Source organism: Roseateles sp. So40a (genome assembly GCF_048081605.1).
Taxonomy (GTDB): domain Bacteria; phylum Pseudomonadota; class Gammaproteobacteria; order Burkholderiales; family Burkholderiaceae_C; genus Roseateles.
In genome coordinates, this window is the sequence record NZ_CP182288.1 from 3,288,856 (window position 1) to 3,312,662 (window position 23,807).

General features: G+C 68.4%; 28 protein-coding genes and 1 pseudogene. 16 read left to right on the forward strand and 13 right to left on the reverse strand.

Translation table 11 applies throughout. The features are described 5' to 3' along the window. Positions 1-32 precede the first annotated feature (32 nt). From radC to ACNI65_RS14965, 3 genes are all read left to right on the forward strand, one after another. Positions 33-746, forward strand: a complete 714-nt coding sequence (gene radC / locus ACNI65_RS14955; protein WP_416757636.1) for a RadC family protein — start codon at positions 33-35, stop codon at positions 744-746. Next, on the forward strand, positions 743-1,384 hold the full coding sequence (locus tag ACNI65_RS14960) for a Smr/MutS family protein (RefSeq protein ID WP_416757637.1): 642 nt from the start codon (positions 743-745) through the stop codon (positions 1,382-1,384). The genes radC and ACNI65_RS14960 overlap by 4 nt, the downstream gene beginning before the upstream one ends. 162 nt (positions 1,385-1,546) lie before the next feature. Then, positions 1,547-2,218: a hypothetical protein gene (locus tag ACNI65_RS14965; protein ID WP_416757639.1), complete on the forward strand. Its 672-nt coding sequence runs from the start codon at positions 1,547-1,549 to the stop codon at positions 2,216-2,218. 105 nt (positions 2,219-2,323) lie between these two features. Here the strand turns inward: ACNI65_RS14965 and ACNI65_RS14970 are convergent, their stop codons facing one another. From ACNI65_RS14970 to ACNI65_RS14985, 4 genes are all read right to left on the reverse strand, one after another. Next, positions 2,324-2,707: a hypothetical protein gene (locus ACNI65_RS14970; protein ID WP_416757641.1), complete on the reverse strand. Its 384-nt coding sequence runs from the start codon at positions 2,705-2,707 to the stop codon at positions 2,324-2,326. Positions 2,708-2,869: 162 nt separating this feature from the next. Beyond that, a complete protein-coding gene (locus tag ACNI65_RS14975; protein WP_416757643.1) occupies positions 2,870-3,286 on the reverse strand; it encodes a group II truncated hemoglobin in 417 nt (138 codons plus the stop codon). Between the two features lie 15 nt (positions 3,287-3,301). Then, complete coding sequence (locus tag ACNI65_RS14980) at positions 3,302-4,114, reverse strand: MinD/ParA family protein (RefSeq protein WP_416757644.1); 813 nt, start codon at positions 4,112-4,114, stop codon at positions 3,302-3,304. Continuing rightward, positions 4,111-4,830 (reverse strand): GGDEF domain-containing protein, encoded by a 720-nt coding sequence (locus ACNI65_RS14985; RefSeq protein WP_416757646.1) that lies wholly within the window; start codon positions 4,828-4,830, stop codon positions 4,111-4,113. Before ACNI65_RS14985 ends, ACNI65_RS14980 begins: the two co-directional genes overlap by 4 nt. A 185-nt stretch (positions 4,831-5,015) precedes the next feature. On the opposite strand from ACNI65_RS14985, the gene ACNI65_RS14990 reads away from it, so the two are divergent. From ACNI65_RS14990 to ACNI65_RS15010, 5 genes and pseudogenes are all read left to right on the forward strand, one after another. Next, positions 5,016-5,882 carry a CheR family methyltransferase gene (locus ACNI65_RS14990; protein WP_416757647.1) on the forward strand — a complete coding sequence of 289 codons (867 nt, stop codon included), beginning with the start codon at positions 5,016-5,018 and terminating at the stop codon, positions 5,880-5,882. A 12-nt stretch (positions 5,883-5,894) separates the two neighbouring features. Beyond that, the gene (gene cheD / locus ACNI65_RS14995) at positions 5,895-6,566 is read left to right on the forward strand and encodes a chemoreceptor glutamine deamidase CheD (protein WP_416757648.1); all 672 of its coding nucleotides are present in this window, start codon (positions 5,895-5,897) and stop codon (positions 6,564-6,566) included. An 87-nt stretch (positions 6,567-6,653) separates the two neighbouring features. Continuing rightward, positions 6,654-7,766: a protein-glutamate methylesterase/protein-glutamine glutaminase gene (locus ACNI65_RS15000; protein ID WP_416757650.1), complete on the forward strand. Its 1,113-nt coding sequence runs from the start codon at positions 6,654-6,656 to the stop codon at positions 7,764-7,766. 150 nt (positions 7,767-7,916) lie between these two features. Further along, positions 7,917-8,129, forward strand: a pseudogene (locus ACNI65_RS15005) (AAA family ATPase); the annotation flags it as partial. 196 nt (positions 8,130-8,325) lie between these two features. Then, complete coding sequence (locus ACNI65_RS15010) at positions 8,326-9,432, forward strand: ATP-dependent nuclease (protein ID WP_416757651.1); 1,107 nt, start codon at positions 8,326-8,328, stop codon at positions 9,430-9,432. On the opposite strand, the gene ACNI65_RS15015 is transcribed toward ACNI65_RS15010, so the two are convergent. Next, positions 9,398-9,721, reverse strand: a complete 324-nt coding sequence (locus ACNI65_RS15015; protein ID WP_416757653.1) for a hypothetical protein — start codon at positions 9,719-9,721, stop codon at positions 9,398-9,400. The genes ACNI65_RS15010 and ACNI65_RS15015 overlap by 35 nt on opposite strands. Positions 9,722-9,855: 134 nt before the next feature. Here ACNI65_RS15015 and ACNI65_RS15020 point away from each other — a divergent pair, with 134 nt between their 5' ends. After that, positions 9,856-10,872, forward strand: a complete 1,017-nt coding sequence (locus tag ACNI65_RS15020; RefSeq protein WP_416757654.1) for a LysR substrate-binding domain-containing protein — start codon at positions 9,856-9,858, stop codon at positions 10,870-10,872. Here the strand turns inward: ACNI65_RS15020 and hemW are convergent. From hemW to ACNI65_RS15045, 5 genes are read right to left on the reverse strand one after another with little or no spacing between them, the layout of a single operon-like run. After that, the gene (hemW, locus tag ACNI65_RS15025) at positions 10,838-12,019 is read right to left on the reverse strand and encodes a radical SAM family heme chaperone HemW (RefSeq protein WP_416763631.1); all 1,182 of its coding nucleotides are present in this window, start codon (positions 12,017-12,019) and stop codon (positions 10,838-10,840) included. The two genes, ACNI65_RS15020 and hemW, sit on opposite strands and share 35 nt — an antisense overlap. Positions 12,020-12,032: 13 nt before the next feature. Continuing rightward, the gene (rdgB, locus tag ACNI65_RS15030) at positions 12,033-12,638 is read right to left on the reverse strand and encodes an RdgB/HAM1 family non-canonical purine NTP pyrophosphatase (RefSeq protein ID WP_416757656.1); all 606 of its coding nucleotides are present in this window, start codon (positions 12,636-12,638) and stop codon (positions 12,033-12,035) included. Between the two features lie 22 nt (positions 12,639-12,660). Then, a complete protein-coding gene (rph, locus tag ACNI65_RS15035; protein ID WP_416757658.1) occupies positions 12,661-13,395 on the reverse strand; it encodes a ribonuclease PH in 735 nt (244 codons plus the stop codon). 11 nt (positions 13,396-13,406) lie between these two features. Further along, positions 13,407-14,306: a PP2C family protein-serine/threonine phosphatase gene (locus ACNI65_RS15040; RefSeq protein ID WP_416757660.1), complete on the reverse strand. Its 900-nt coding sequence runs from the start codon at positions 14,304-14,306 to the stop codon at positions 13,407-13,409. Next, positions 14,303-15,271: a serine/threonine protein kinase gene (locus tag ACNI65_RS15045; RefSeq protein ID WP_058936168.1), complete on the reverse strand. Its 969-nt coding sequence runs from the start codon at positions 15,269-15,271 to the stop codon at positions 14,303-14,305. The genes ACNI65_RS15040 and ACNI65_RS15045 overlap by 4 nt, the downstream gene beginning before the upstream one ends. A gap of 31 nt (positions 15,272-15,302) precedes the next feature. On the opposite strand from ACNI65_RS15045, the gene ACNI65_RS15050 reads away from it, so the two are divergent. The 3 genes from ACNI65_RS15050 (at position 15,303) to rpoZ (ending at position 17,210) form a co-directional block, all read left to right on the forward strand. Beyond that, positions 15,303-16,220 (forward strand): YicC/YloC family endoribonuclease, encoded by a 918-nt coding sequence (locus tag ACNI65_RS15050; RefSeq protein ID WP_416757662.1) that lies wholly within the window; start codon positions 15,303-15,305, stop codon positions 16,218-16,220. Positions 16,221-16,362: 142 nt separating this feature from the next. Further along, positions 16,363-16,986 (forward strand): guanylate kinase, encoded by a 624-nt coding sequence (gene gmk / locus ACNI65_RS15055; protein ID WP_416757664.1) that lies wholly within the window; start codon positions 16,363-16,365, stop codon positions 16,984-16,986. Positions 16,987-17,006: 20 nt separating this feature from the next. Then, complete coding sequence (gene rpoZ, locus ACNI65_RS15060) at positions 17,007-17,210, forward strand: DNA-directed RNA polymerase subunit omega (RefSeq protein WP_058936171.1); 204 nt, start codon at positions 17,007-17,009, stop codon at positions 17,208-17,210. Between the two features lie 72 nt (positions 17,211-17,282). Here the strand turns inward: rpoZ and ACNI65_RS15065 are convergent, their stop codons facing one another. Continuing rightward, entirely contained in the window at positions 17,283-19,178 is a 1,896-nt protein-coding gene (locus ACNI65_RS15065; protein WP_416757665.1) for a DEAD/DEAH box helicase, read from the reverse strand. A gap of 71 nt (positions 19,179-19,249) precedes the next feature. On the opposite strand from ACNI65_RS15065, the gene ACNI65_RS15070 reads away from it, so the two are divergent. Then, the gene (locus tag ACNI65_RS15070; protein ID WP_416757666.1) at positions 19,250-20,569 is read left to right on the forward strand and encodes an Nramp family divalent metal transporter; all 1,320 of its coding nucleotides are present in this window, start codon (positions 19,250-19,252) and stop codon (positions 20,567-20,569) included. Between the two features lie 75 nt (positions 20,570-20,644). Continuing rightward, positions 20,645-20,857 (forward strand): DUF4287 domain-containing protein, encoded by a 213-nt coding sequence (locus tag ACNI65_RS15075; protein WP_416757668.1) that lies wholly within the window; start codon positions 20,645-20,647, stop codon positions 20,855-20,857. A gap of 37 nt (positions 20,858-20,894) precedes the next feature. Here the strand turns inward: ACNI65_RS15075 and ACNI65_RS15080 are convergent, their stop codons facing one another. After that, a complete protein-coding gene (locus tag ACNI65_RS15080; protein WP_416757669.1) occupies positions 20,895-21,581 on the reverse strand; it encodes a glutathione S-transferase family protein in 687 nt (228 codons plus the stop codon). 103 nt (positions 21,582-21,684) lie between these two features. Between ACNI65_RS15080 and ACNI65_RS15085 the strand changes: the two genes are divergently transcribed. Further along, complete coding sequence (locus tag ACNI65_RS15085) at positions 21,685-22,287, forward strand: 2-hydroxychromene-2-carboxylate isomerase (protein ID WP_416757670.1); 603 nt, start codon at positions 21,685-21,687, stop codon at positions 22,285-22,287. 139 nt (positions 22,288-22,426) lie between these two features. After that, positions 22,427-22,693 carry a hypothetical protein gene (locus ACNI65_RS15090; protein ID WP_416757672.1) on the forward strand — a complete coding sequence of 89 codons (267 nt, stop codon included), beginning with the start codon at positions 22,427-22,429 and terminating at the stop codon, positions 22,691-22,693. A gap of 27 nt (positions 22,694-22,720) precedes the next feature. Here the strand turns inward: ACNI65_RS15090 and ACNI65_RS15095 are convergent, their stop codons facing one another. After that, positions 22,721-23,722, reverse strand: coding sequence for a hypothetical protein (locus ACNI65_RS15095; RefSeq protein ID WP_416757673.1), 1,002 nt, complete (start codon positions 23,720-23,722; stop codon positions 22,721-22,723). Positions 23,723-23,807: the final 85 nt, after the last annotated feature.

Here is a 23,807-nt window from a genome sequence, read left to right on the forward strand (position 1 = left end):
GTAGCGCCGATGTCCTTCCCCGAAGTCTCGCCATGACCGTTCATCCCGCTCCGATCGCCCTGCCCCCGGGCAGCCTCCAGGCCCTCCCCGCCAGCTTGCGCCCACGCGAGAAGCTGCTCGCCCGGGGCGCCACGGTGCTGTCCGACGCCGAGCTGCTCGCCGTGCTGCTGCGCACGGGCCTGCCCGGGCGCTCGGTGTTGCACCTGGCCGACGACCTGCTCGCCCATTGCGGCGGCGTCGCCGACCTGCTCAAGGGGGATCTCCTCACCCGGCTGGGGGATTTCAAGGGGCTGGGCCCCGCCAAGCGCTGCACGCTGATGGCGGTGCTGGAACTCGCCCGGCGCGCCTATGCCCACACGCTGCAGCGCGCGCCGGTCTTCGAGTCCGCCGCCGACGTGCGGGCCTTCCTCACCTTGCATTACGCGGGCCGCGGCGCGGAGTGCTTCGCTGTGATGTTCCTGGACGTCCGCCATCGGCTGATCGCCCTGGAGACCCTGTTCGAGGGCACCCTTTCCCATACCATTGCGCATCCCCGCGAGGTGGTGAAGCGCGCGCTGGCCCTGAACGCCGCCGCCGTCATCCTGGTCCACAACCATCCTTCCGGCCACACCGAGCCGTCGCCGCAGGACGTCGAGCTCACCTGCGTGATGCGCGAGACGCTGGCGCTGGTGGACGTGAAGGTGCTGGACCATTTCATCGTCGGCGCGGGCGATGCCGTACCGATGACCGACCTGGGCCTGCCGTGACCGACCGACTGCGCAGCCTGCAAGACCTGCAGACGCTGCATCGAGAACTGAAGCTTCGCCAGCGCGCCGAGGAGGAGCGTCGCGAGCGCGAGGCCGCGCTGGCGCGGCTGCGCGAGCACGAGGCGCGGATCTTCGAGCGCACCGTGGGCGAGGTCGTCCCGCTGCCCGACAGCAACCGGGTGATCCTGAACGCGGGGCGCCCCGAGCCCGAGCCCCGTCAGCGCGAGCTGGATGAGCAGCGGGCGTGGCAGCAGGCGCTGTCGGACGATTTCGATGTGGATTCGTTGCTGGAGACGGACGAGACGCTGTCGTTCAGACGTCCGGAGATCTCGGCTGAATCGGTGCGCAAGCTGCGCCGCGGTCATTGGTCGCTGCAAGCGCAGATCGACTTGCATGGCTTGCGGCGAGACCAGGCCCGCGAGGCGCTGGGCCACTTCATCCACGACAGCGCCCGGAGGGGCTTGCGCTGCGTGCGCGTCGTCCATGGCAAGGGCAATGGTTCGCCGGGACGCGAGCCGGTGCTGAAGGCGCGTGTACGGCGCTGGCTGGTGCAGAAGCAGGAGGTGCTGGCGTTTGTCCAGGCGCGCGCGTCGGACGGCGGCGCCGGTGCGCTGATGGTGTTGCTGAACGCCACCTGACGGTGTTTTCCCTTTCCTCCGAAGCGTTGTTTTCCTGAACAGCCGATTGCGCCCGAGGGGGCTCCCGGCTAGTCTCCGCCCATGCCGGCGTAGTCGAGAACAGTTCTCAACAACTTGAGTCTTCACACACGTTGCCATCGTCATGATGGGGAGGGAACACGCATGTCCTTTGCTTCTGCCGCGGCCATTCGCGGTCGCATCCAGGCCCCGAGCGCTCGCACCACCGGGCTGATCCTGGTGGGTGTTGTCCACTTGCTGATGGTGGGCGCGCTGGTCAAGGGATTCCAGCGCCACGCCACGGAGGCGCCGCCGCCGATCCAGGTCAAGACGGTCAAGGACAAGGAGGTCGACCCGCCCAAGCCGCCAGAGCCGCTGCAGGTGCCGCCGCCGGTGATCCCGATGCCGCGCCAGATCGAGGTGCCGATTCCGCCGGTGCCGATCACCCCGACGGTGGACCCCGTGATCCAGACGACCGGCATCACCGACGGCCGCACGCGGGAGGACTTCGCCGTCACGCCGGGCGGCAAGGGCGAGGTCGCCCCGCCCGTGGCGCCGCCGGTCAAGGACGTCGTCAAGTCGGTGGGCGCGGTCTGCACGCAGATGGCGTCGCCGGAGATGCCGTCGGTGAACTGGACCGGCGAGGCGCTGTTCCGTGTCGTGGCCGATGTCCAGGGCGGACGGGTCGTCGCGGTGCAGATCCAGACGCTGTCTGGCGCGATGGATTCGCGGACGCGCCGTGCCTTCTCCAACGCGATCGAGGGCACGCTGAAGTCGCGCTACGTCTGCCCGGGCGAGCACCGCTTCCAGCAGGACTTCGCGTTCCGCGTCGATTGAGGCTGGATCGAGGCGGGAATGAACAAGGCGCCGGCACGCATCGCGTGGCCGGCGCCTTGTCGTCGGGGCGACGTCGAGGCTCCACGGAAGGCCTCGACGGCGTGATCAATGCAGCATCAGGCTCGTGTACGGCGAGGACGGCGTCGTGAAGGCCATCAGCAGCCGCTCGGGACGGAACTCGCCGACGCTGTCAGCGCCCTGCCAGTGCGTCTCGATGGCGTGCTCCAGGCCTTTGAGCACGCAGAAGGACATGAACGCGTGCTCGGCCTCGTCGCCGTCCACATCCACATGCTGCAGCCGCACGCAGGCCGCGCGCAGGAAGTTGAGCATCAGGATGGGACTGTCGGTGTCCGGGCAATCGCCGGCGCAGACCTCGATGTCCTCCCGGGCGTCCTCGGACAGCCACAGGCGACCGTCGTCGACCCGGACATGCAGCAGGTCGGGATTGGCATCGATGCCGACCTCATCGTCGTGGAACAGCGTGGACATGATGGCCGCAACGGTAGACGAAGCCGCGCGGTCCGTGTTCATCGGCCCTGTGACGCGACGGCGCGGCGTGTCAGATATGCACGCTGGCAGCATCGTTTACATCAATTCGGCATCCCAGGGGCGCGGCGACGCGCGTCGCTGCCGCCGCCGGTGCCGGTGCCGTCAGACGTTGCGCATCCAGTCGGCCGTGTGGGCGAAGGACGCCGCCAGGCGGCGCTGCAGCTCGACATCGAGCTCGCACTCGGCCATCGCCTGCGTCATCGCCGACATCCATTGATCGCGCTCGGCGATGCCGATGCGATAGGGCATGTGACGCGCGCGCAGCCGCGGATGGCCGAAGCGCTCGACGAAGTGGTCGGGTCCGCCCAGCCAGCCGCACAGGAACCAGAACAGCTTGTCGCGCGAGCCGTCCAGCGTCGTCGGATGGATGGCGCGCAGCTGCGCGAAACGCGGCTCCAGGTCCATCAGGTCGTAGAAGCGGTCGACGAGCCGGCGCACGGCGTCTTCGCCGCCCACCCAGTCGAAGGGCGTGGCGGGGGCGGCCGCGGCTTCGGCGGCGCCTTCAGGGGAATCAGACATCGGGAACTTCAATCCTCAGGCGTGACCGGCGGATTGTTCCAGGATCTTGGTCGCCAGGCCGCGGATGCCCTGCGCGGCATCGCTGCCCGGGTAATGCTCCAGCAGCAGCTGGCGCTTGAGCACCGCCTGGCGGACCATCTGGTCGTTCTTGACCTCGCCCAGCAGCTCCAGCTTGAAGGTCTGACCCGGTTGCGGGCCGACGAAGCGCTGCAGCACCTGCTGCAACTGGCCGCAGATCAGCTTGCCCTCGCCGGGCCGGTTGGCCTGGTTGATGATCAGGCGCACCAGACGGCGTTCCTGCTGCGTGGCCAGCACCTTGATGGTCGCGTACGCGTCCGTCAGCGAGGTCGGCTCCGGCGTGGCGACGACCAGCACGTCATGCGCCATCGACACCGCGAAGAGCACCACGTCGGAGATCCCGGCGCCGGTGTCCAGCAGCACGAAGTCGAAGCGCGGACGCACCACTTCCAGGATGTGCAGCAGTTTGTCACGCACGTCCGGCGTCAGCCGCGAGTACTCGACCATGCCCGATCCGGCCAGCAGCACATGGAAGCCGCCGGGCGCCGGCAGGATCGCCTGGTCCAGCGAGCAGCGCTCGGTGAACACGTCATGCAGCGTGAGCTTGGGGTGCAGGTTCAGCACCACGTCCAGGTTGGCCAGGCCGAGGTCGGCATCCAGCACCAGCACGCGCTCGCCGCGCGCGGCCAGGGCAGCGGCCAGGTTGGCGGTCACGAAGGTCTTGCCCACGCCGCCCTTGCCACTCGTGACGGCCAAGGTGCGAGCGCCTCCACGGGCATTCGGTGCAGCAGGAGCTGTTGTCATGCTCATTCACTATCCTGTTGCGTTACGGCGAACAACATGCCCTTTTCCTCGGCGCTCACCAGCGAGTCCACATGGCTCTCGAGGCAGGCGCGGTTGCGGCCCTCGGCCTTGGCGCGGTAGAGCTGGCGGTCCGCCCGCTCCGTCCAGATCAGCGTCGACGACCGCACCCACTGCGGCGCGAACGCCCCGCCGATGCTGATCGTGCAGGTCAACGGCGGCTGGCCGTTGCCCATGCTGATCGCCAGGGCCTGCACCCGTTGCCGGATGCGTTCCGCGACCGTCACGCCATACGACGTCGGGCAGTTGGGCAGGATGATGGCGAATTCCTCGCCGCCGATCCGTGCCACCGTGTCCATCGGACGCACCGTCTGCGCGATCGACTGGGACACCGCGCGGATGACCAGATCGCCCGCCGCGTGACCGTGCGTGTCGTTGACCTTCTTGAAATGGTCGATGTCCAGCACCAGCAGCAGCGCCGGCTCACCCGAGCGCGCCACCCGGTCCACCTCGCGCGCCAGCGCCATCTCGAAGCTGCGGCGATTGACCAGGCCGGTCAGCGCGTCCTTGCTCGAGAGGTCGCACAAGGCATCCAGGATGCCCTGCAGCCAGACCTCCGAGTAAGGCTCGGCATCGGGCAGCATGGCGCCGGCCTGCTGCAGCAGCTGCAGGGCCAGGTCCAGGCGCAACTTGTGCGCCGCGATGAGGCTTTGCGGTGATTCCAAGGTTGAACTGGGCAATTTCCGGCGCAGTCTAGCGGCTTCCCCCTCAAATGAGCGCGCAGAAAAGAGGGGTTCCCCCCACCTCTTTCACAAACCATTTGGCCCAGTAGCCTGCAAACTAGCGATTGCCGACAATGGCGGCCACCCGGTGCTACGGCATCTCACCCACGAAGAAGTCCAACAGCCCCATGCGCCCAGGTCAACCGGTCTCCCCCTCGGCCTCCTCGCCCGTGGACGCGATCGATCATGAGTTCAGCTTCAGCCGCGCCGATTTCGAGCGCGTGCGTCAGCTGATCTACCAGCACGCCGGCATCTCCTTGCACGACGGCAAGCACGCGATGGTCTACAGCCGGCTGTCGCGCCGGCTGCGCGACACCGGCCACAAGAGCTTCAGCGACTACCTCCAATGGCTGGAGGGCGTCAGCGGCCCGCAAGGCGATCAGGAGTGGCAGGAGTTCGTGAACTGCCTCACGACCAACCTGACGTCCTTCTTCCGCGAGGACCATCACTTCATCTCGCTCACCGACGACCTCAAGGCGCTGACGGGCAAGCCCATCCGCATCTGGTGCTGCGCGGCCTCCACCGGCGAGGAGCCCTACTCCATCGCGATGACCTGCCAGGAGTCGCTCGGTGCGGGCTCCGGCGTGCAGATCGTCTCCAGCGACATCGACACCAACGTGCTCAACACCGCGCGGCGCGGCGTGTACGCGGCGGAATCGCGCGGCCTGTCGCCGCAGCGGCTGAAGGCCTTCTTCCTGCGCGGCACCGGCGCCAACGAGGGCCGCATCCGCGTCAAGCCCGAGCTCGCCAAGATGATCGAGTTCCGGACGCTGAACCTGATGAATACGTCATGGTCGCTGGGAGATCCTTTCCACGTGGTCTTCTGCCGCAACGTCATGATCTATTTCGACGCGCCGACGCAGCGCAAGGTGCTCGAGCGCATCCACAAGGTGATGCGACCGGGCGGCCTGCTCTTCGTCGGGCATTCCGAGAACTTCACCGACTCCCGCGATCTCTTCCGCCTGCGCGGCAAGACGATCTATGAGCGCGTTTAACGAAACACCCCCATGACCCTGCCCTCCGCCTCCTCCGCCATGCAGCAAAGCGCGGCGCTGGCCAGCGCCGGCGCGGCGCGCGTGGCCCAGCTCAAGACGGTGTCGCGCAAGAACGGCGAGGCGTCGTTCTTCTTCTACGACGCGCACTTCAAGAACGCCGCCGTGAAGGTGCTGCCCGGCGAGTACTTCGTCGACAACGACGACCTGCTCGTGATGACGACGCTCGGTTCATGCATCGCCGCCTGCCTGTGGGACCGCCACGCGCAGATCGGCGGCATGAACCACTTCATGCTGCCCGAGGGCCATGGCGATTCCGGTCGTTACGGTTCTTTCGCCATGGAACTGCTGATCAACGAGATGATGAAGCGCGGTGCCGCCAAGAGCCGCATGGAAGCGAAGATCTTCGGCGGCGGCGCGGTGATCTCGGGCATGAACACGATCAACGTGGGCGAGCGCAACACCAACTTCGTCATCGACTTCCTGAAGCTGGAGCGCATTCCCATCGTGTCCAAGGACGTGATGGACGTGTATCCGCGCAAGGTGTGCTTCCTGCCCCGAAGCGGCAAGGCGATGGTCAAGCGGCTCGCGCCGACCAACACGGACGCGCTGGTGCAACAGGACAAGGCCGCGGCGCAGCGCGCCCAACCGGTGGCGAGCACCGGCGGTTCGATCGACCTGTTCTGAGACGGCCGAACGTCCCGCAGCCAGAGCACGCACGCCGAGCACGTACCGAGAGAGCCAGGCAGAGGCAGTACCGAGGAGTAAGAAGAAATGGCCAAGACCACCGTTGTCGTCGTCGACGATTCCGCGCTGGTGCGCAGCATCCTGACGGAGATCATCAATCGTCAGCCCGACATGCAATGCATCGGCGCGGCGAGCGATCCGCTCGCGGCGCGCGAGATGATCCGCAACCTCAACCCCGATGTGATCACGCTGGACGTCGAGATGCCCAAGATGGACGGGCTCGACTTCCTGCAGCGCCTGATGCGCCTGCGCCCGATGCCCGTGGTGATGGTGTCCACGCTGACCGAGCGCGGCGCGGAGGTCACGCTCAAGGCGCTGGAACTGGGCGCGGTGGACTTCGTGGCCAAGCCCAAGATCGGCGTGGCCGACGGGATCCGCGCGCTGGCGCAGGACATCACCGACAAGATCCGCATTGCGTCCAAGGCGCACATCCGCCGCCTGCATGCGCCCACGGCCGCCGCGCCGGGTGCGCCCGCCCCCACCGGCGGCGCCACGCCCCCGCTCAAGCCGCCCTCGCCGATCGCGAGCCTGGGCCGGCTGTCCACCGAGAAGATCATCTTCATCGGCGCTTCCACGGGCGGCACCGAGGCGACCAAGGATGTGCTGATCAACCTGCCGGCGGACTGCCCGGCGGTGTGCATCACGCAGCACATGCCGGCCGGATTCACGCGCAGCTACGCGGCGCGGCTGGACGGCCTGTGCAAGATCCGCGTGAAGGAAGCGCAGGACGGCGAGCGGATCCTGCCCGGTCACGGCTACATCGCCCCGGGCGGCATGCACTTCAGCGTCGAGCGCTCGGGCGCCAACTACATCGCCCGCGTGCAGGACGGTGACCCGGTGAACCGCCACAAGCCGTCGGTGGAGGTGCTGTTCAACTCCGCGGCGCGGGTGGTCGGCCAGAACGCGCTGGGCATCATGCTCACCGGCATGGGCGCGGACGGCGCCAAGGCGATGAAGACGATGAAGGACGCGGGCTCCTACAACCTCGTGCAGGACGAGGCGACCTGCGTCGTCTTCGGCATGCCGCGCGAGGCGATCAATGCCGGCGCCGCCGACGAGGTGCTGCCGCTGCAGCAGATCGCCACGCGATTGATCGAGCGGCTGCGCAGCACGGCGGGGATGTCGATGAACCGGGTCTGACGCGCCGCCGATCGTGCACCGGCGCGCCCGCGATGCGGGCCGCCGACGGCTTCGATTCGAACCAGTCCACACGCACTCCTTCACGGAGAAGCGCTCCCGAACGGTATCGCCGTCGGGAGCGTTTTTCTTTCCACCTGAAGGAGAGCGCTCATGCGCCTGGCTGGCTTTCACATCGAGAACTTCAAGAGCATCGGCGGCGGCGGCTGCCTGATCCGCATCGACGAGATCGTCGTGCTGATCGGGCGCAACAACGCCGGCAAGTCCACCATCCTCGATGCCTACGAGGCGTTGGCGTCCAGCGGCGCCGCGCTGGACGTCGAGTTCTTCCATGACCAGGACCCCTCGGTCCCGATCGTGATCACCGGGTTCTTCGATCAGGTGTCGCCGGAGGACGAGGAACGCATCGGCAAGGGATGGCGCTTCGCGCATGACGAGTTCGGCGATTGCGTGGCCTTCCGCTACGTGTGGTCCGTGCCGCTGGAGAAGGCGCGCAAGCAGTCCTTCGACCCCGACACCGGCGAGTTCGGCGACGGAGCGCATCTCCCGCCATGTCGGCCAGGTGTTCCCGGGCACCCGCATCGCGCTGATTCCCCGTTCCAAGGACGCGCTGGACGAGAAGCTGATCGCCGCCGATTCCTACCTCGAGGTGACCCATGGCAACACCTCGCCGCTGGGCCTGCAGGGCACGGGGCTGCAGCGGGCGCTGCTGTGGTCGACGCTGTCGGTGATGTCCGGCGCGTCGGGGTCGAAGAAGAAGCCCCAGCCGGGCGAGTCGCCACGCATCCTGCTGATCGACGAGCCGGAGGCCTTCCTGCACCCGCCCACCATCCGGGGCGCGCGCGAGTCGCTCTATGCCTTCGCACTGGACAACCCCGACTGGCAGGTGATCGCCACCACCCACTCACCGATCTTCATCGACCTGGCCAAGGACCACACGACGATCATCCGCGTCGACAGCGCGCCCGGCGAGCGCGCCCACGTGATCTCCACGGATCGCGTGTCCTTCGATGCCGTCGAGCGGGAGCGGCTGCAGATGATCCGGGCCTGCAACCCGGTGGTCAACGAGTTCTTCTTCTACGACGACATCGTGCTGGTGGAGGGCGCCACGGAGCAGGTCGCGCTGCTGCACGTGGCGCGGCAACTGGGCCGCGAGGTGCACGTGATCAACTGCCTGGGCAAGGCCAACCTGCCGCTCTTCGCGCGCATCCTCAACCACTTCCAGGTGGCCTACACCGTCGTCCACGACGCCGACACGCCGTTCGTGAAGACGCGGACCGGCTACCGGCGCAACGCGATGTGGACGATGAACACGAGCATTCGCGACACGGCGACCGCCTCGGGACTGGGCCGCGTCTACGCCCAGTTCCCGCACTTCGAGGGCGAGTACTTCGACGAGGCGATCAAGTCGGGCAAGGTGGACCGCGTGCTGCGGGCCCTGGCGGAGACGGACTCGGCGGACCATCGCCAGGTGGTGGCCGCGTTCGAGGCCATCCTGCGCGGGGATCCCGAGCGCGAGACGTCCATCCATGAGGCCTTTGATCGGCGCCTGGCGGCGCATGTGGCGCGCCACGCCTTGCAGGACGACCCGCTGTGGTCGCCCGCGCGGCATGACGCGCTGGCGCAGGACGCCGTCACTGCCCGCGAGGTGGCGCCGGCGCGCGATTGACGGCAGGCTGCGCGGCGGGCGGCGTGGCCGGCAGCGCGCGCGGCACGGTCGCCGCGCGCTCATTGGCCGCCGCGAGCAGCACCGCCTGACGCGCGGCCTGCTCACGCGCGACACGTTGCGCCTCGGCCTTGGCCAGGCGCTGCTCGCGCGCGGTGATCTGCAGCTCGGCGTTGACATCGTTGAACGCGTTGGCGTTGGACACCAGCGCCAGCGCCGACAGGATGGCGATCAACACCGTCAGCGCCGGGCCGATGACCGGGAAACGGGAGGTGATGGCGGGCTCGTTCATGGTCGTTCCTTCTTGCCTCTCAAGCGGGAAGCACCCGATCTGGATGCCGTGCTGGTAATCCTAGGTGTACAAACAACGCCATCCAAACGCTATATCCTTGCCTCCCTGTCCAGTTTGGCTTTCCAATAGCCCCCATGCGACTCCCCCGGCTCCCCCTCCAGTACCTGGCCGCCTTCCGCGCCGCCGCCTTGCACCAGAACCTGCGCGCGGCCTCCGAGGAGCTCAACCTCACGCACAGCGCGGTGAGCCAGCAGATCCGGGCGCTGGAAACGCAGCTCGGCTTCGACGTCTTCGATCGCCAGGGGCGGCGCATCGTGCTGAACGCGGCCGGCGCGGCGCTGCTGCGCGGCGTCGAGCGTGCCTATCAGGAGCTCGATCAGGGCCTGCGCGCCGCCACCGCCGCGCATGGCATCGAGCAGCGCAGCCTGCGCGTGACGGTGCTGCCCTCGTTCGCGCAGCGCTGGCTGCTGCCGCGGCTCGGGCGCTGGCATGCGCGTCATCCCGAGGTCACGCTCGAGATCGAGGCCACCGCGCGCCTCGTGGACCTGGAGCGCGAGAAATTCGACATCGCCCTGCGCCAGGGCCTGGGCCCCTGGCCCGGCGTGGACAGCGAGCCGCTCTTCGACCTGTCGATGCTGCCGGTGGCCTCGCCGGCGCTGGCGCATCAGCTGATCGGCCAGCCGCTGGAGGCGCTCGCGCAGGCCCCGCTGCTGGGCGATGCGTCGCAATGGGAGGACTGGTTCGCGCAGGCCGGCCTGCGCCGGCAGGTGGTGCCGGTGGCGATCTTCAACGACTTCGGCATCCTGCTGCAGGCCGCCGAGCAGGGCATGGGCGTGGGCCTGACGCGCGAGCTGCTCGCGGCGGACGCGCTGCTCGACGGCCGGCTGGTGCGCGTCGCGCCGCGCCAGGCGATGCTCAAGGAGCCGCAGCGGTACCACATCGTCTACGCGCCGCAATCACTCCATGAGCCCGCCGTGCGCGCGTTCATCGAATGGCTGCACGAGGAGACCGCGCAATCGCGAGCGGCGCTGGATGGCGCCACGACCTGCCTGTCCACCGGCCGGGTCAGCCAGGCAGGCGCGGCAGTGGCGGCCGTGGCCGCCGTGTCGGCCGCGGTCACGACGCCAGGAACAGTTCCTGCAGATCGCTGAGGAAGTCGAAACCGCGCGGCGTCGCGCGGATCACCGCCGGATCGGGATCGAGCAGCCCCTTGGCGCGGCCCTGCGCCATCGCCTGGGCGATCGAGGACGGCGGCAGGCCGGTGCGCTCCAGGAAGCTCTGCAGCGTCACGCCCTCGCGCAGTCGCAGCGCGTTGAGCATGAATTCGAACGGCAGCTCGGAGCGCGCAACCTCGTGCTCGTTGGACACGGCCTGGCCTTCGACCGCCTTCTGCATGAAGGTCGCGGGATCGCGCCAGCGGACCTGGCGCAGCAGGCGATGCGCGAAGCTGAGCTTGGTGTGCGCGCCCGCGCCGATGCCCAGGTAATCGCCGAACTGCCAGTAGTTGGTGTTGTGCGTGCAGCGGTGGCCGTCGCGCGCGTAGGCCGAGACCTCGTAGCGCGACATGCCGCGCTCGCCGGTGCGCGCGGTGATCAGATCCAGCATCTCGCTGGCCAGGTCGGGGTCAGGCAGATGCTCCGGCGGCGCGTTGGCGAAACGCGTGTTGGGCTCGATCGTCAGGTGGTAGACGGACAGGTGCGGGGGCTCGAAGGCCAGCGCCGTCGCCAGGTCCGCGTCGAGCTCCTCCAGCGTCTGCTCGGGCAGCGCGTACATCAGGTCGATGTTGAAGGTGCCGAAGGACCGGGCCGCCTCCTCGATCGCCGCGCGCGCCTGCGTGCCGCTGTGGATGCGGCCCAGCGCGTGCAGCTTGCGGTCGTCGAAGGTCTGCACGCCGATGGACAGCCGCGTCACGCCCGCCTGCGCGAAGCCCGCGAAGCGTTCCTTCTCGAAGGTGCCCGGGTTGGCTTCCATCGTGATCTCGCAGCCCGGCTCCAGCGGCAGCCGCGCGCGCAGGTCGGAGATCAGCTCGGCGATCTGCTCCGGCGCGAAGAGGCTGGGCGTGCCGCCGCCGATGAAGATCGACACGACGGGCCGGCCCCAGATCAGCGGCAGCGCGGCCTCCAGGTCGGCGCGCAGCGCCGCGAGGTAGCGGCGCGCCGTCTCGACATCGAGCTCGCGCCCGTCGCGGTACTCGTGCGAGTTGAAGTCGCAGTACGGGCACTTGCGGATGCACCACGGCAGATGCACGTACAGCGACAGCGGCGGCAAGGCCGACAGCGTCAGCGTGCCGGGCCGCATCAGGCGGATGATGTCAGCCAAGATGCCAGCTCTCGCGCATCTGGCGCAGCAGGTCTTGCGACGCCAGCGCGCGATGGCTCAGACGGTTCTTCGTTTCCGCGCCCAGCGCCGCGACGCTCTTCCCGAGTTCGGGAATGAACAGCAGCGGGTCGTAGCCAAAACCGCCCTCGCCCTCGAGCGCGTGCAGGATCTCGCCGGGCCAGCGGCCCATCGAGATCAGCGGCTCCGGATCGTCGGCCGAGCGCACCGCCACCAGCGCGCAGACGAAGCGACCGCGCCGATCCTCGATGCCTTCGAGCTTCTCGAGCAGCACGCGGTTGTTCTCCGCATCGCTCTTCTCGCGGCCGAACAGCGTCGCGTAACGCGCCGACAGCACGCCCGGCATGCCGCCGAGCGCGTCCACCGCCAGGCCGGAATCGTCCGCGAGCGCGGGCAGGCCGCTGGCCTTCGCCGCATGGCGCGCCTTGGTCAGCGCGTTCTCGACGAAGGTGTGGAAGGGTTCTTCCGCCTCGGGGATGCCGAGGCTGCCCTGCGTGACGAGCTCGATGCCCAGGGGCTCGAACAGCGCCTGCAATTCCTTCAGCTTCTTCGCATTGTTGGAGGCCAGGACCAACTTCATCGCTTGCTCCAATCAGACGGTCTTACTTGAGGCCGAGCGCCTCGCGCTGCGCGGCGAGCAGCTCACGGATGCCCTTCTCCGCGAGATTCAGCAGCACATCGACCTCGGCGCGCGTGAACGCGACGCCCTCGGCCGTGCCCTGCAGCTCGACGAAGTGTCCCGCGCCGGTCATGACCACGTTCATGTCGGTGTCGCAGGCGGAGTCCTCGACGTACTCCAGGTCCAGCAGCGCCTGGCCGTCCAGGATGCCGACCGAGATCGCGGCGACGGCGTCCTTGAGCGGGGACGCGGCGATCTTGCCCTGCGCCAGCAGCCAGCTCACCGCGTCATGCGCGGCGACGTAGGCGCCGGTGATCGCCGCGGTGCGGGTGCCGCCGTCGGCCTGGATCACGTCGCAGTCGATCTGGATGGTGCGCTCGCCGAGCTGGGACAGGTCGAACACCGCGCGCAGCGCGCGGCCGATCAGGCGCTGGATCTCCTGCGTGCGGCCGGTCTGCTTGCCGCGGGCGGCCTCGCGGTCGCTGCGGGTGTGCGTGGCGCGGGGCAGCATGCCGTACTCGGCGGTGACCCAGCCCTCGCCGCTGCCCTTCTTGTGCGGCGGCACGCGTTCCTCGACGGAGGCGGTGCACAGCACCTTGGTGTCGCCGAACTCGATCAGCACGGCGCCCTCGGCGTGGCGGGTGTAGTGGCGGGTGATGCGCACCGGACGCAGGGCGTCCGCCGCGCGCCCTTGCGGGCGGCTGGCGATGCTGTTCATGAAGACTTCCTTCAGCGGGGTTTCTTGCCGGCCTTGCGGATCGCGTCCTGGATCTCGCGCACGGCGGAATCGATCTCGGCTTCGTCGAGCTGGACGTCCTGGGTCGCGCCCTGGATCGTCGAGGCGAAGCCCTGGTCGTCGAGGTCCTGCGTGGAGATGGAGTCCGGGGCATCGCCCTCGCCTTCCCATTCCACGGCCAGGGCCGTGACGTTGTCGCTGCGCGCGCCGGCCTGGCGCAGCGCCTGCTCGACGAGCTCCGGCACGGCGTCGCCGACCGAGCGGCTGTCGGACATGTGGCGCAGGATGTCCACGTCGCTGACCGAGCTCCACAGCCCGTCCGAGCACAGCAGCATGCGGTCGCCGTTCTGCAGCAGCACCGGGCCGTTGACGTCGATCATCGGCTTGCCGGGGCTGCCCAGGCAGGTGAACAGCACATGGCGGTTGAAGCGCTCGGCGCCGGTGGCGTGGCGGCCCAGCGCCTCCTGCAGCTCGCTGTAGGAGTGGTCGCGCGTGCGGGCGACCAGCTCGGTCTCGCGCAGCAGGTACATCCGCGAATCGCCGCAGTGGGCCCACCAGATCTGGCCCTGCTGCATCAGCCCGACGACGATGGTCGTGCGCGGCGTGTCGTTCATCTGGCGCTGCGCGGCGTAGCTCAGCAGCTGCTGATGCGCGAGCAGCACGGCGGTCTCGAGGAACTGCGACGGTTCCTTGATGACCGGCTGCGCGTCGCGCTGGAACAGCGCGGCGACGTTCTGCAGTGCCAGATGGGCGGCGACCTCGCCGTCCGGATGGCCGCCCATGCCGTCGGCCAGCGCGAACAGACCGGCCTCGCGGGTATAGCAATACCCCATGCGGTCTTCGTTCTTCTCACGTCCGCCACGGCGGCTCACCTGATAGACGGAGAACTTCACGCCTTCGCCCCGGTCTTCAGGTTCTCCAGCTGCAGCTTGAGCCGCTCGCTGAAGCTGAGCTTGGTGTAGCGGCGCTCGGTCTCACGCGACAGTTCCTTCTGCAGCGCGAAGACGCTCTGCGGACGGGTCAGCGGATCGAGCGACATGCACCACTCGGTCACCTCGAGCAGGTTGTCGGAATACACGTTGCGCAGGCGCGAGAGCGACAGGCCCAGCCGGTCCTTCTCCAGGCGCTGGGGCGCGTCGTTGGGCGGATAGCCCTGCATGCACGCGTAGATGCAGGCGCCGATCGCGTAGATGTCGGTCCACGGGCCCAGCGATCCGTCGCGACGGTACATCTCGGGCGCGGCGAAGCCGGGCGTGTACATCGGGCGGATGAAGTTGCCTTCCTTGGACAGCACCTCGCGGGCCGCGCCGAAGTCCAGCAGCACCGCCTTGTTGTCGTTGGTGATGAAGATATTGGCCGGCTTGATGTCCAGGTGCAGCATCTTGTGCTGATGCACGATGCGCAGTCCCTTGAGGATTTCGTCGAAGAGCGACCGGATGGTCGATTCGCGGAACACCTTGTCACGCTTCAAATCGCGCGCGGTCACGATGAAATCCTGCAAGGTATCGCCCTGCAGGTAATTCATGACCATATAGACGGTCTCGTTCTCGCGCAGGAAATTCAGCACCGAGACGACGCTCGGATGCGAAATTTGCGCGAGGGAACGCCCTTCTTCAAAGAAGCTGCGCAACCCCAGGCGGTACAGGGGCTGTTTTTCCGGCTTCACGCGGGGCGTGAGTTCACCGGGAGATCGTTCTGCAAGGGACGACGGGAGGTATTCCTTCAGAGCCACCAAATGATGGTCGGGGTCTTCGGCCAAATAAACGACGCCGAATCCGCCCGCAGCCAACTTCTTGATGATCTGATAGCCCCCCACGACGGTGCCTGCGGGCAAGGGCGCCGGTTTCGGCTTTGACATAATCGCGATTCGATTGTTCTACCGATAGCTGATGCCAGTTTACAGCATGACCGGTTATGCCAGCGCCACGGCACAACCCGCGAACTCCGGCGAAACCCCTAGCACCCCATCCGCCCCGGCGGTGACCGTGGAGGCGCGATCGGTGAACGGCCGCTTCCTGGACTTGAGTTTCCGCATGCCCGACGAGCTGCGCTCGCTGGAGCCCGCGCTGCGCGAGCTGGTCGCGGCCAGCGTCAAGCGCGGCAAGATCGAGCTGCGCATCAACACGCAGCGCGAGGCCGACAGTTCCTGGCCGAACCCGCAGCCTGAGCAGCTCAACCGGCTCTCCCGGCTGGAATCGCAGGTGCAGTCCTGGCTGCCCAAGGCGCAGGGCTTGAGCGTTCAGGAAGCGCTGAACTGGTGCAAGACGGGCGGGGTCGGCGCGTCGGCCAACGACGAGACGGTGCTGGGTGCGGCGCGTCAATGCATCCAGGGATTCCTCGAAGCGCGTGAGCGCGAGGGCGCCAAGCTGGTGACGATGCTCAAGCAGCGCGTCGCCACTTTGCGGGACCTCGCCACACAGGCCGAGCCGCTGATCCCGGCCGCGGTGCAACGTCAGCGCGAGCGCTTCCTGGAGCGCTGGCAGGAGGCGCTGAGCGCCACCGGCGCGACGCAGACGATCTCCGAGCAGACGCTGCAGGAGCGTGCCGTCAACGAGGCGGCCGCGTATGCACTGCGCATCGACGTGGCCGAGGAACTGACGCGTCTGCGCGCCCATCTGGACGAGATCGAGCGCCTGCTGAAGAAGGGCGGCGAGGTCGGCAAGCGGCTGGACTTCCTGATGCAGGAGCTGCACCGCGAGGCCAACACGCTGGGTTCCAAGGCGGTGGCGATCGAGCTGACCAACATCTCGGTCGAGATGAAGGTCGCGATCGAGCAGATGAAGGAACAGGTGCAGAACATCGAGTGAAGGACATCGAGAGAAGGACGTCACGCAACCTCGGACCATTTTGTTGACATCAACAAAATGGTCGAGCTCCGTGCGTGGCGGATCTCTCGATTGCAGCGTGGCCCCACCGCGCCCTTCACGCCGTCCCCGATAAAATCACGCGATGGAATACCCGGGCAATCTCTTCGTCGTCGCCGCGCCCAGCGGCGCCGGCAAATCCAGCCTCGTGAAGGCGCTGCTGGAACTGGACGCCAAGCTGAGCGTCTCCGTGTCGCACACCTCGCGCGAACCGCGCGGCCAGGAACAACACGGTCGTGAATACCTCTTCGTCGGCAAGGACGAGTTCCGCGCCATGGTCGACGGCGGCGAGTTCTTCGAATGGGCCGAGGTCCACGGCAACCTCTACGGCACCTCCCGCGCCGCGATCGAGGCCCGCCTCGAGCATGGCGAGGATGTCGTGCTGGAGATCGACTACCAGGGCGCGCTGCAGATCAAGCAGCTGTTCCCGCACGCGGTGCTGATCTTCATCCTGCCGCCGAGCTGGGACGAGCTCAAGCAGCGCCTGATCCGCCGCGGCGACACCGCCGAGGACGTCATCGCCCGCCGCATGACCGCCGCCCGCAACGAGGTCGCCCAGGCGAAACACTTCGATTTCGTGGTGATCAACGCGGTGTTCGAGACCGCGCTTTTCGACCTGAAAGCGATCGTCCAGGCACAACGGCTAAAATACGCGACCCAGCGCCGCAACCGGTCCACCGTGTTCCGCGCGCTCGACCTCATCGAATAACCCCGTCCTCAGGAACCCGCATGGCCCGCATCACCGTCGAAGACTGCCTGACCAAGATCCCGAACCGCTTCCAGCTGGTGCTCGCCGCGACCTACCGCGCCCGCATGCTGAGCCAAGGCCACGCGCCCAAGCTGGAATCCAAGAACAAGCCCGGCGTGACCGCGCTGCGCGAAGTCGCCAACGGCGACGTCGGCGTGGAAATGCTGCGCCGCGTGCCGGTCTGATCCAGACTCGCGCCTGAGACCACGCCCCGCCCTGCGGGGCGTTTTTCATTGGGAGGGGCTTCGCCGTGCGGCTCACTTGCCGCGCCAGAACGCCGCGTCGATGACGACGGCGTTGCCGCTCTTCTCATTGATGAGCCAGAACTGGCCGCCGTCTGGCGCGATGCGCTCGACCTCGCCAATGAGCCGCCCCGCCGACACCCGCAACCCGCGCGTGTTGAACGGGAAGTCCGCCGCCCGAGCCAGCACCTGCAGCGGCACGGCCTCTCGCGCGTCGCCGGTCAGCCGCATCCGGTGCACGATCGGCGCGAGCACCTCGTTGGTCAGGTCCGCCGAGGACAGGCAGATCACCACCTTCGCCTGCGCCCGGCTCAGCGCCACGTTGAGCAGCCACCGCGCCTCCTCCGTCTGCAGGAAGGGCTGGGTGCCGTCCGCGGGATCGAAGAACACCACCGGTGCCTCGCTGCCCTGCGCGCGATGCACGGTGCTCACGCGCACCCGCTCGTCGACACCCGCCGCGGCCAGACGCTGACGGATCAGCGCCCGCTGCGCGCGAAAGGGCGTCAGCACGATGAGCTCCTCGGGCGCCCAGTCGCCGCCCGCCAGCGCCGCTGCGATCAGCGCCGCGATCGTGTCAGCCGATTCACGCCGGATAGGGCCTCTGTCCTTCGCGGACCAGAAGCCCTCGCGCGTGATGCGCTGCACCTTCACGTGGACATCGGCCGGGATGTCGCCCAAGGTCCGCGCGCGCTCGCGATGCCAGGCCTCGGAGGCCGACGCGTCCGCTGCCACGCGCAGCGCGCCGTCATAGAACAGGTCGCTGACCAGCGCCCCGATCGGCGCGGCCATGCGGGATTGCTCATCGAGCATCGCCACCGGTCCGACGGCAACCTCACCGCGCGGCATCGCGGCGAAGGGCGAGCGCCCCAGCCACAACCGCGCGAGGCGGTCCTCGCTGCGCAACACCGGCGAGAGCTGCTGCGGATCGCCCGCGAAGAGCCGCGCCCGGCCCAGCGGCATCAGCGCGAGCGCATGCGCCAGGCTCACCTGACTTGCTTCGTCGAAGACCACGAGGTCGAACGGCGGCGCGTCGCCGATGGCCAGCTCGCGCAGTGTCTTGAGTGTGAAGACCGCGCGCGTCGTCGTCATCGTGGCCAGCCGGCAGCGGGCGAGCGCCTGCGCCGACGGCATGCCGGAGGGCGGAATCAGATGCCCGCGGCCCTCGTAGGCGGCCGCGTCATAACGCGACCCCAGGCGCTGGACCTGCGCGCGCAAGGCCTCTCGCCGGCCCTTGTGCAGCGCCTTGTCGACGGCGAGCGTCGCGAGGTCGACCGCGTGATTGGTCGTCGACAGCAGCAGCACACGCGCCTGCGGGCTGCGCTCGAGGTACTCGGCCAGCATCACGCCGAGCGTGGTCGTCTTGCCGGTGCCGGGCGGCCCCCACAGGAAGGCGTCGGTCCAGCCGATCAGCCCAAGTGCCTGACGCTGCGCGTCGCGCAGCCAGCGGAACGGCGATCCATCCAGGCGCGGCGCCTGCGCGCGCGGCGCGGGACGGGACAGCCCCGGCCAACAGTCCGCCGCGCGGCGCGCCCAGGCGTCATCACGCCAGGCGTCGGCCACCGCATTCAGGAAACGCGGCGGATAGATACGAATCAAATGGCCCTCGCCGGGGGGCGGTGCGCTTGCGCGATCGAGCACCAGTTCGTCGTCCTCGACCACGACGGCGCGCACGGTCGCGCTGCCCTTGCCCGGGACGCCCCACCATGCCGAGGCCCCTTCCAGTCGATCATCGAGCAGCGTCTGCGCCGACACCTCACCGGGCCGTTGACCTTGCGCGTAGACGTAGTCCGCCTCCAGCGTGACGCGCCAGAGCGCGCCGTCGGCGACGCGGCGCAGCACGCGGAAGTCGTAGAACTCGGGCGTCGCGGCCAGCTCGGCCTCGATCGCCGCGCGGAGGTCGGCGATGGGCATGGGAATCGCGGAGGAACCAGGCGGGGTGCGGGAAGGAGGCGGGACTATACGGCGAGGCGAGAATCCGCCGCATGTTCCGCCTGCCCACCACGGCCACCGCGCCCTTCTGCCCCTCCGAGGTCCACGGCTCGATCGCGCTCGATGCCGGTGCGCCGTTATGGAAGCGCCTGATGCGCGTGGCCGGTCCGGGCCTGCTCGTGTCGGTGGGCTACATGGACCCCGGCAACTGGGCCACTGACATCGAGGCGGGCTCACGTTTCGGCCATGCGCTGCTGTGGGTGGTGCTGGCGTCGAGCCTCGCAGCGATGCTGCTGCAGACGCTGTCGCTGCGGCTCGGGCTGGTGTCGGGGCTGGATCTCGCGCAGGCCTGCCGAACTCGCTACCGGCCCGCGGTGCGGTTGCCGTTGTGGGTCATGGCGGAGCTCGCCATCGTCGCGTGCGACGTGGCCGAGGTGCTTGGCACCGCGCTGGCGCTCCATCTGCTGTTCGGCATGTCCCTGCTCGCGGGCGTGGGCGTCGCGGCGCTGGACACGGTGATCGTGCTCGGCCTCAAGGGCCGCGGCTTCCGGCAGGTCGAGGCCATCATCCTGGGCCTGGTGATGACGATCGGCGTCTGCTACGCGGTGCAGCTGGTGCTGGTCGGGCCGGACTGGGCGGCGGTGGCGCGGGGCTTCGTCCCGAACGGCGTGGCGGTGCAGGACCCCAAGGCCTTGCTGCTGGCGATCGGCATCCTCGGCGCGACCGTCATGCCGCACAACCTCTACCTGCATTCATCGATCGTGCAGACGCGGCGTGTCGGCCAAGGCTCGGCCGCCCGGCGCGATGCGATCCGGCTGTCGACGATCGACACGCTGGTGTCGCTGACGCTGGCGCTGATGGTGAACGCGGCGATCCTGATCCTGGCGGCGACGGCCTTCCACGCGCACGGCCATCGCGAGGTGACCGAGATCCAGGACGCGTATCACCTGCTGGATCCGCTGGTGGGGAGCTCGATCGCGTCGATCCTGTTCGGTGTGGCGCTGCTGGCCGCGGGGCAGAGCTCGACCTTCACCGGCACCATTGCCGGCCAGGTGCTGATGGAGGGTTTCCTGCGGCTGAAGATCCCGTGCTGGCAGCGGCGGCTCGCGACACGTTTCCTGGCGCTGGTGCCGGCCTTCATCGGCCTGCTGTGGCTGGGCGAGTCGGCGGTGGGTCGGCTGCTCGTGGCCAGCCAGGTGGTGCTGAGCCTGCAGCTGCCCTTCGCGATGTGGCCGCTGATCCGGCTGACCGGGGACCGCGCGGTGATGGGCGAGTTCGCCAATGGCCCGTGGTTGCGAGGGCTGGCATGGGGGCTCTTCGCGCTGGTGACGGCGGCGAATGGGGCGCTGTTGTGGTCGCTGATCGCGGGGTGACCTCCTGTCGAAAGCGGCGTGGCCCGATCGTCGTGAGGATGTGATCATCCAACGCAGACAGGAAGGAACTCCGACATGACGACTGAAGCGAAGGTGCAGGGCCCCGCGTCCTATTTCCCGTCGATCGAGAAGAAGTACGGACAGACGATCGACCACTGGATGGGCGTGCTGAAGGCGGCGGGGCCGATGAAGCACATGGAGCTGGTGGCGCTGCTCAAGTCCGAGCACGCCATGGGCCACGGCCACGCCAACGCACTGGTGGCGTGGTTCCTGGCGAAGCAGGGCTGAACGCGGGTTGATGCGAGCCCCCCCTCCGGGGCACCGCTCACCGCGCCTGATCGCCCCCGACCAACGCATACGGGCCGCCCCGCTCCAGCGCGCGCTGATACGCGGGTCGCGCATGGATGCGCGCGAGGAACTCGGTGATGCGGGGCTGGCGCGCCGCCGCGCCGCCGCGCTGCACCGCGGCCTCCAGCGGGAAGCTCATCTGCACATCCGCCGCGGTGAAATCGCGACCGGCGAACCACGGGTTCTTGCGCAGCTCCCCCTCGAGGTAGTTCATGTGGTTGTCGATCTGCGGCTGCACGAAGGTCGCCTTGGCCTTCGCGGCGATGCCCTTGGCGATCGGCTTCACGAAGAACGGCACCGGTGCGCGCTCCAGCCGGTCGAACACCAGCTTGAGCAGCAGCGGCGGCATCGCCGAGCCCTCCGCGTAATGCATCCAGTAGCGGTAGCGCAGCGCGTCCTCGGTGCCGTCGGCCGGCTTGAAGCGCCCCTCGCCGTAGCGATCGACCAGGTACTCGAGGATCGCGCCGCTCTCGGCGATGACCAGGCCGTCATCGCTGATCACCGGCGACTTGCCCAGCGGATGCACCGCGCGCAACTCCGGCGGCGCGAGCATCGTCTTGGGATCGCGCTGGTAGTGCTTGATCTCGTACGGCAGCCCGAGTTCCTCGAGCAGCCACAGGACCCGCTGCGAGCGGGAGTTGTTGAGGTGATGGACGGTGATCATCGGGAGAGTCTATGCCGACACACCCCACCCATCCGGCGGATGCGCCCGAGGTCGGCATGAGGCAACCTCGCTCCTACAATCCGCGCGCCTCACAGGAGCCCGCATGCCCGCACCGATCGACTTCTACTTCGACTTCGCCTCGCCCTACGGCTACATCGCCTCGCAGTCCATCGACGCGCTCGCGGCCCGCTACGGCCGCACCGTCAACTGGCATGCCATCGTGCTCGACGCCAACTTCCAGTCCCTGGAACGCATCCGCATCCCCAACAGCGTCATGCGCAGCGACTACATCCGCCGAGACGTCGCCCGCCTCGCCGCCTTCATGCAGGTGCCCTACAACGCGCCCACGTCGCTGGGCCTGCACACCGAGATGGCCGCCCGCCTCTTCCACTGGTTCAACGACCGCGACCCCGAACAGGGCCGCAAGTTCGCCCACGCCGTCTACAAGGCCTACTTCGTCGACGACCGCAACATCGCCCAGGGCGAAGTCCTCCAGGACCTCTGCGCCACGCAGCACATCACCCCGGATCAGCTCCAGGCCCTGGCCAACGACTCCGCCACCCGCGCCCGCCTCAAGGCCGAGATCGACCTCGCCGAGGCACGCGGCGTCTTCGGCTCGCCCTTCTTCATCGTCGAGGGCGAACGCTTCTGGGGCAACGATCGCCTGCCCCAGCTCGAGCACTGGCTCTCGCACGGCCCGTATTGATCGCGCGCTCCGGCGCGACGTGCCCCGGGGGCACACCGCTGGTTACTTCTTGTCCAGCGGGTAATGTCCGCCGCGCGCCGTCATCGGCGGCCTCCACGCACGCGTTGTCAGACGCATGCAGTCACCCTGGAGGCCCCGTATGCGAACACTTCGACCTTGGCTGATCGCGGCCGTCGCCGCGCCGCTGATCGCCTCGCTGACCGGTTGCGTCGTCGTGCCGGCCCACCGCTATCGCGGTTATGACGCCGGCTATGGCGCGGGCTACAGCAGCGGATATGACGGCGGGGGTTATGGCTACGCCGGCGGACCGCCGCAGGCCGGCTACATCTGGATCGAGGGCGTCTGGGAAGTTCGCGGCGGCGGCGGCCGCCGCTGGGTCCCAGGCCACTGGGGTCCGCGGCGCTGAGCCCCGAAGGGCCCGCGCCGCTCGGCCTCACGGGGCCGAGCAGGTGAACACCGCGATGCCGCGGTAGTGCGACAGGTTCAGCACGTTCTGATAACCCACGACCAGGCGCACCTGGTTGCCGCCGGACGCCTGACCGACCGTCAGCATCAGGCCGTTGCTGCCCGAACCCGCGAACGACCCGATCTGCTGGAAGCGGTCCGGGCCGGAGATCAGCGCGGCCGTCGTCGACACCGTGTGGCGATCGTTGTTGCCCACCGACTCGATCGAGGCGTCGATCGACGCGCCCGCCATCGAGAAAGTGATCGTCGCCGTGCCCGTGCTCGTCCCCAGTTGCGTGCCCAGGCCGAAGACCTTGTCCGCCGCAGTGAACTTGCCGGCGTCGCACACGTAGGTGCCGCTGGCCGGGAAGGACACCAGGCCGTTGAACACGGCGTAGTGGAAGCCCGAATCCTCGGTCGTGATCGTCTTGGAGATCACGCTGCGGCGCACCGTGCCGAAGTTCCAGCGGCCCATCGCGTAGTTCGCGTCACCGGCGATCTCCTGCACCGCGAAGTCGCCCGCCAGCGAGCGGTCGTCGAACTGCACCACCGCGCCATCGCTCTGCTGCGAGAAGTTCCGCGAGAACAACGCCGCGGTCTGCTCCGCCCAGCCCAGCATCATGTAGCGGCTGGTCGACGTCATCACGTAGGGCGCGCTCACCGAGCCCGTCGAGCCCGGGTTCGTCGGTGCCACCGGCGTGGTCGGCGTCGTGGGAGTCGTCGGCGTCGTAGGCGTCGTAGGCGTCGTCGGCGTGGTGGGCGTCGTCGGCGTGGTGGGCGTCGTCGGCGTGGTGGGCGTCGTCGGCGTGGTGGGCGTCGTCGGAGTCGTCGGAGTCGTGGGGGTGGTCGGGGTCGTCGGCGTGGTCGTGCCGGTGTTGGTGCCCTGGTTGGTGTTCGCGGCCGGCGCGCTGTCACCGCCACCGCCGCCGCATGCCGCCAGCGCCGCGATCAGCGGCAGACACACGAAACCCTTCTTCACTGCGAACTTCATCTTCAATCCCTGAATGTTTAACTTTTGTTGCCAAATGCTTCCGTTGGCGGGGGCGGAGTCTGAGCGGACTCGCGTTTACCCGCAC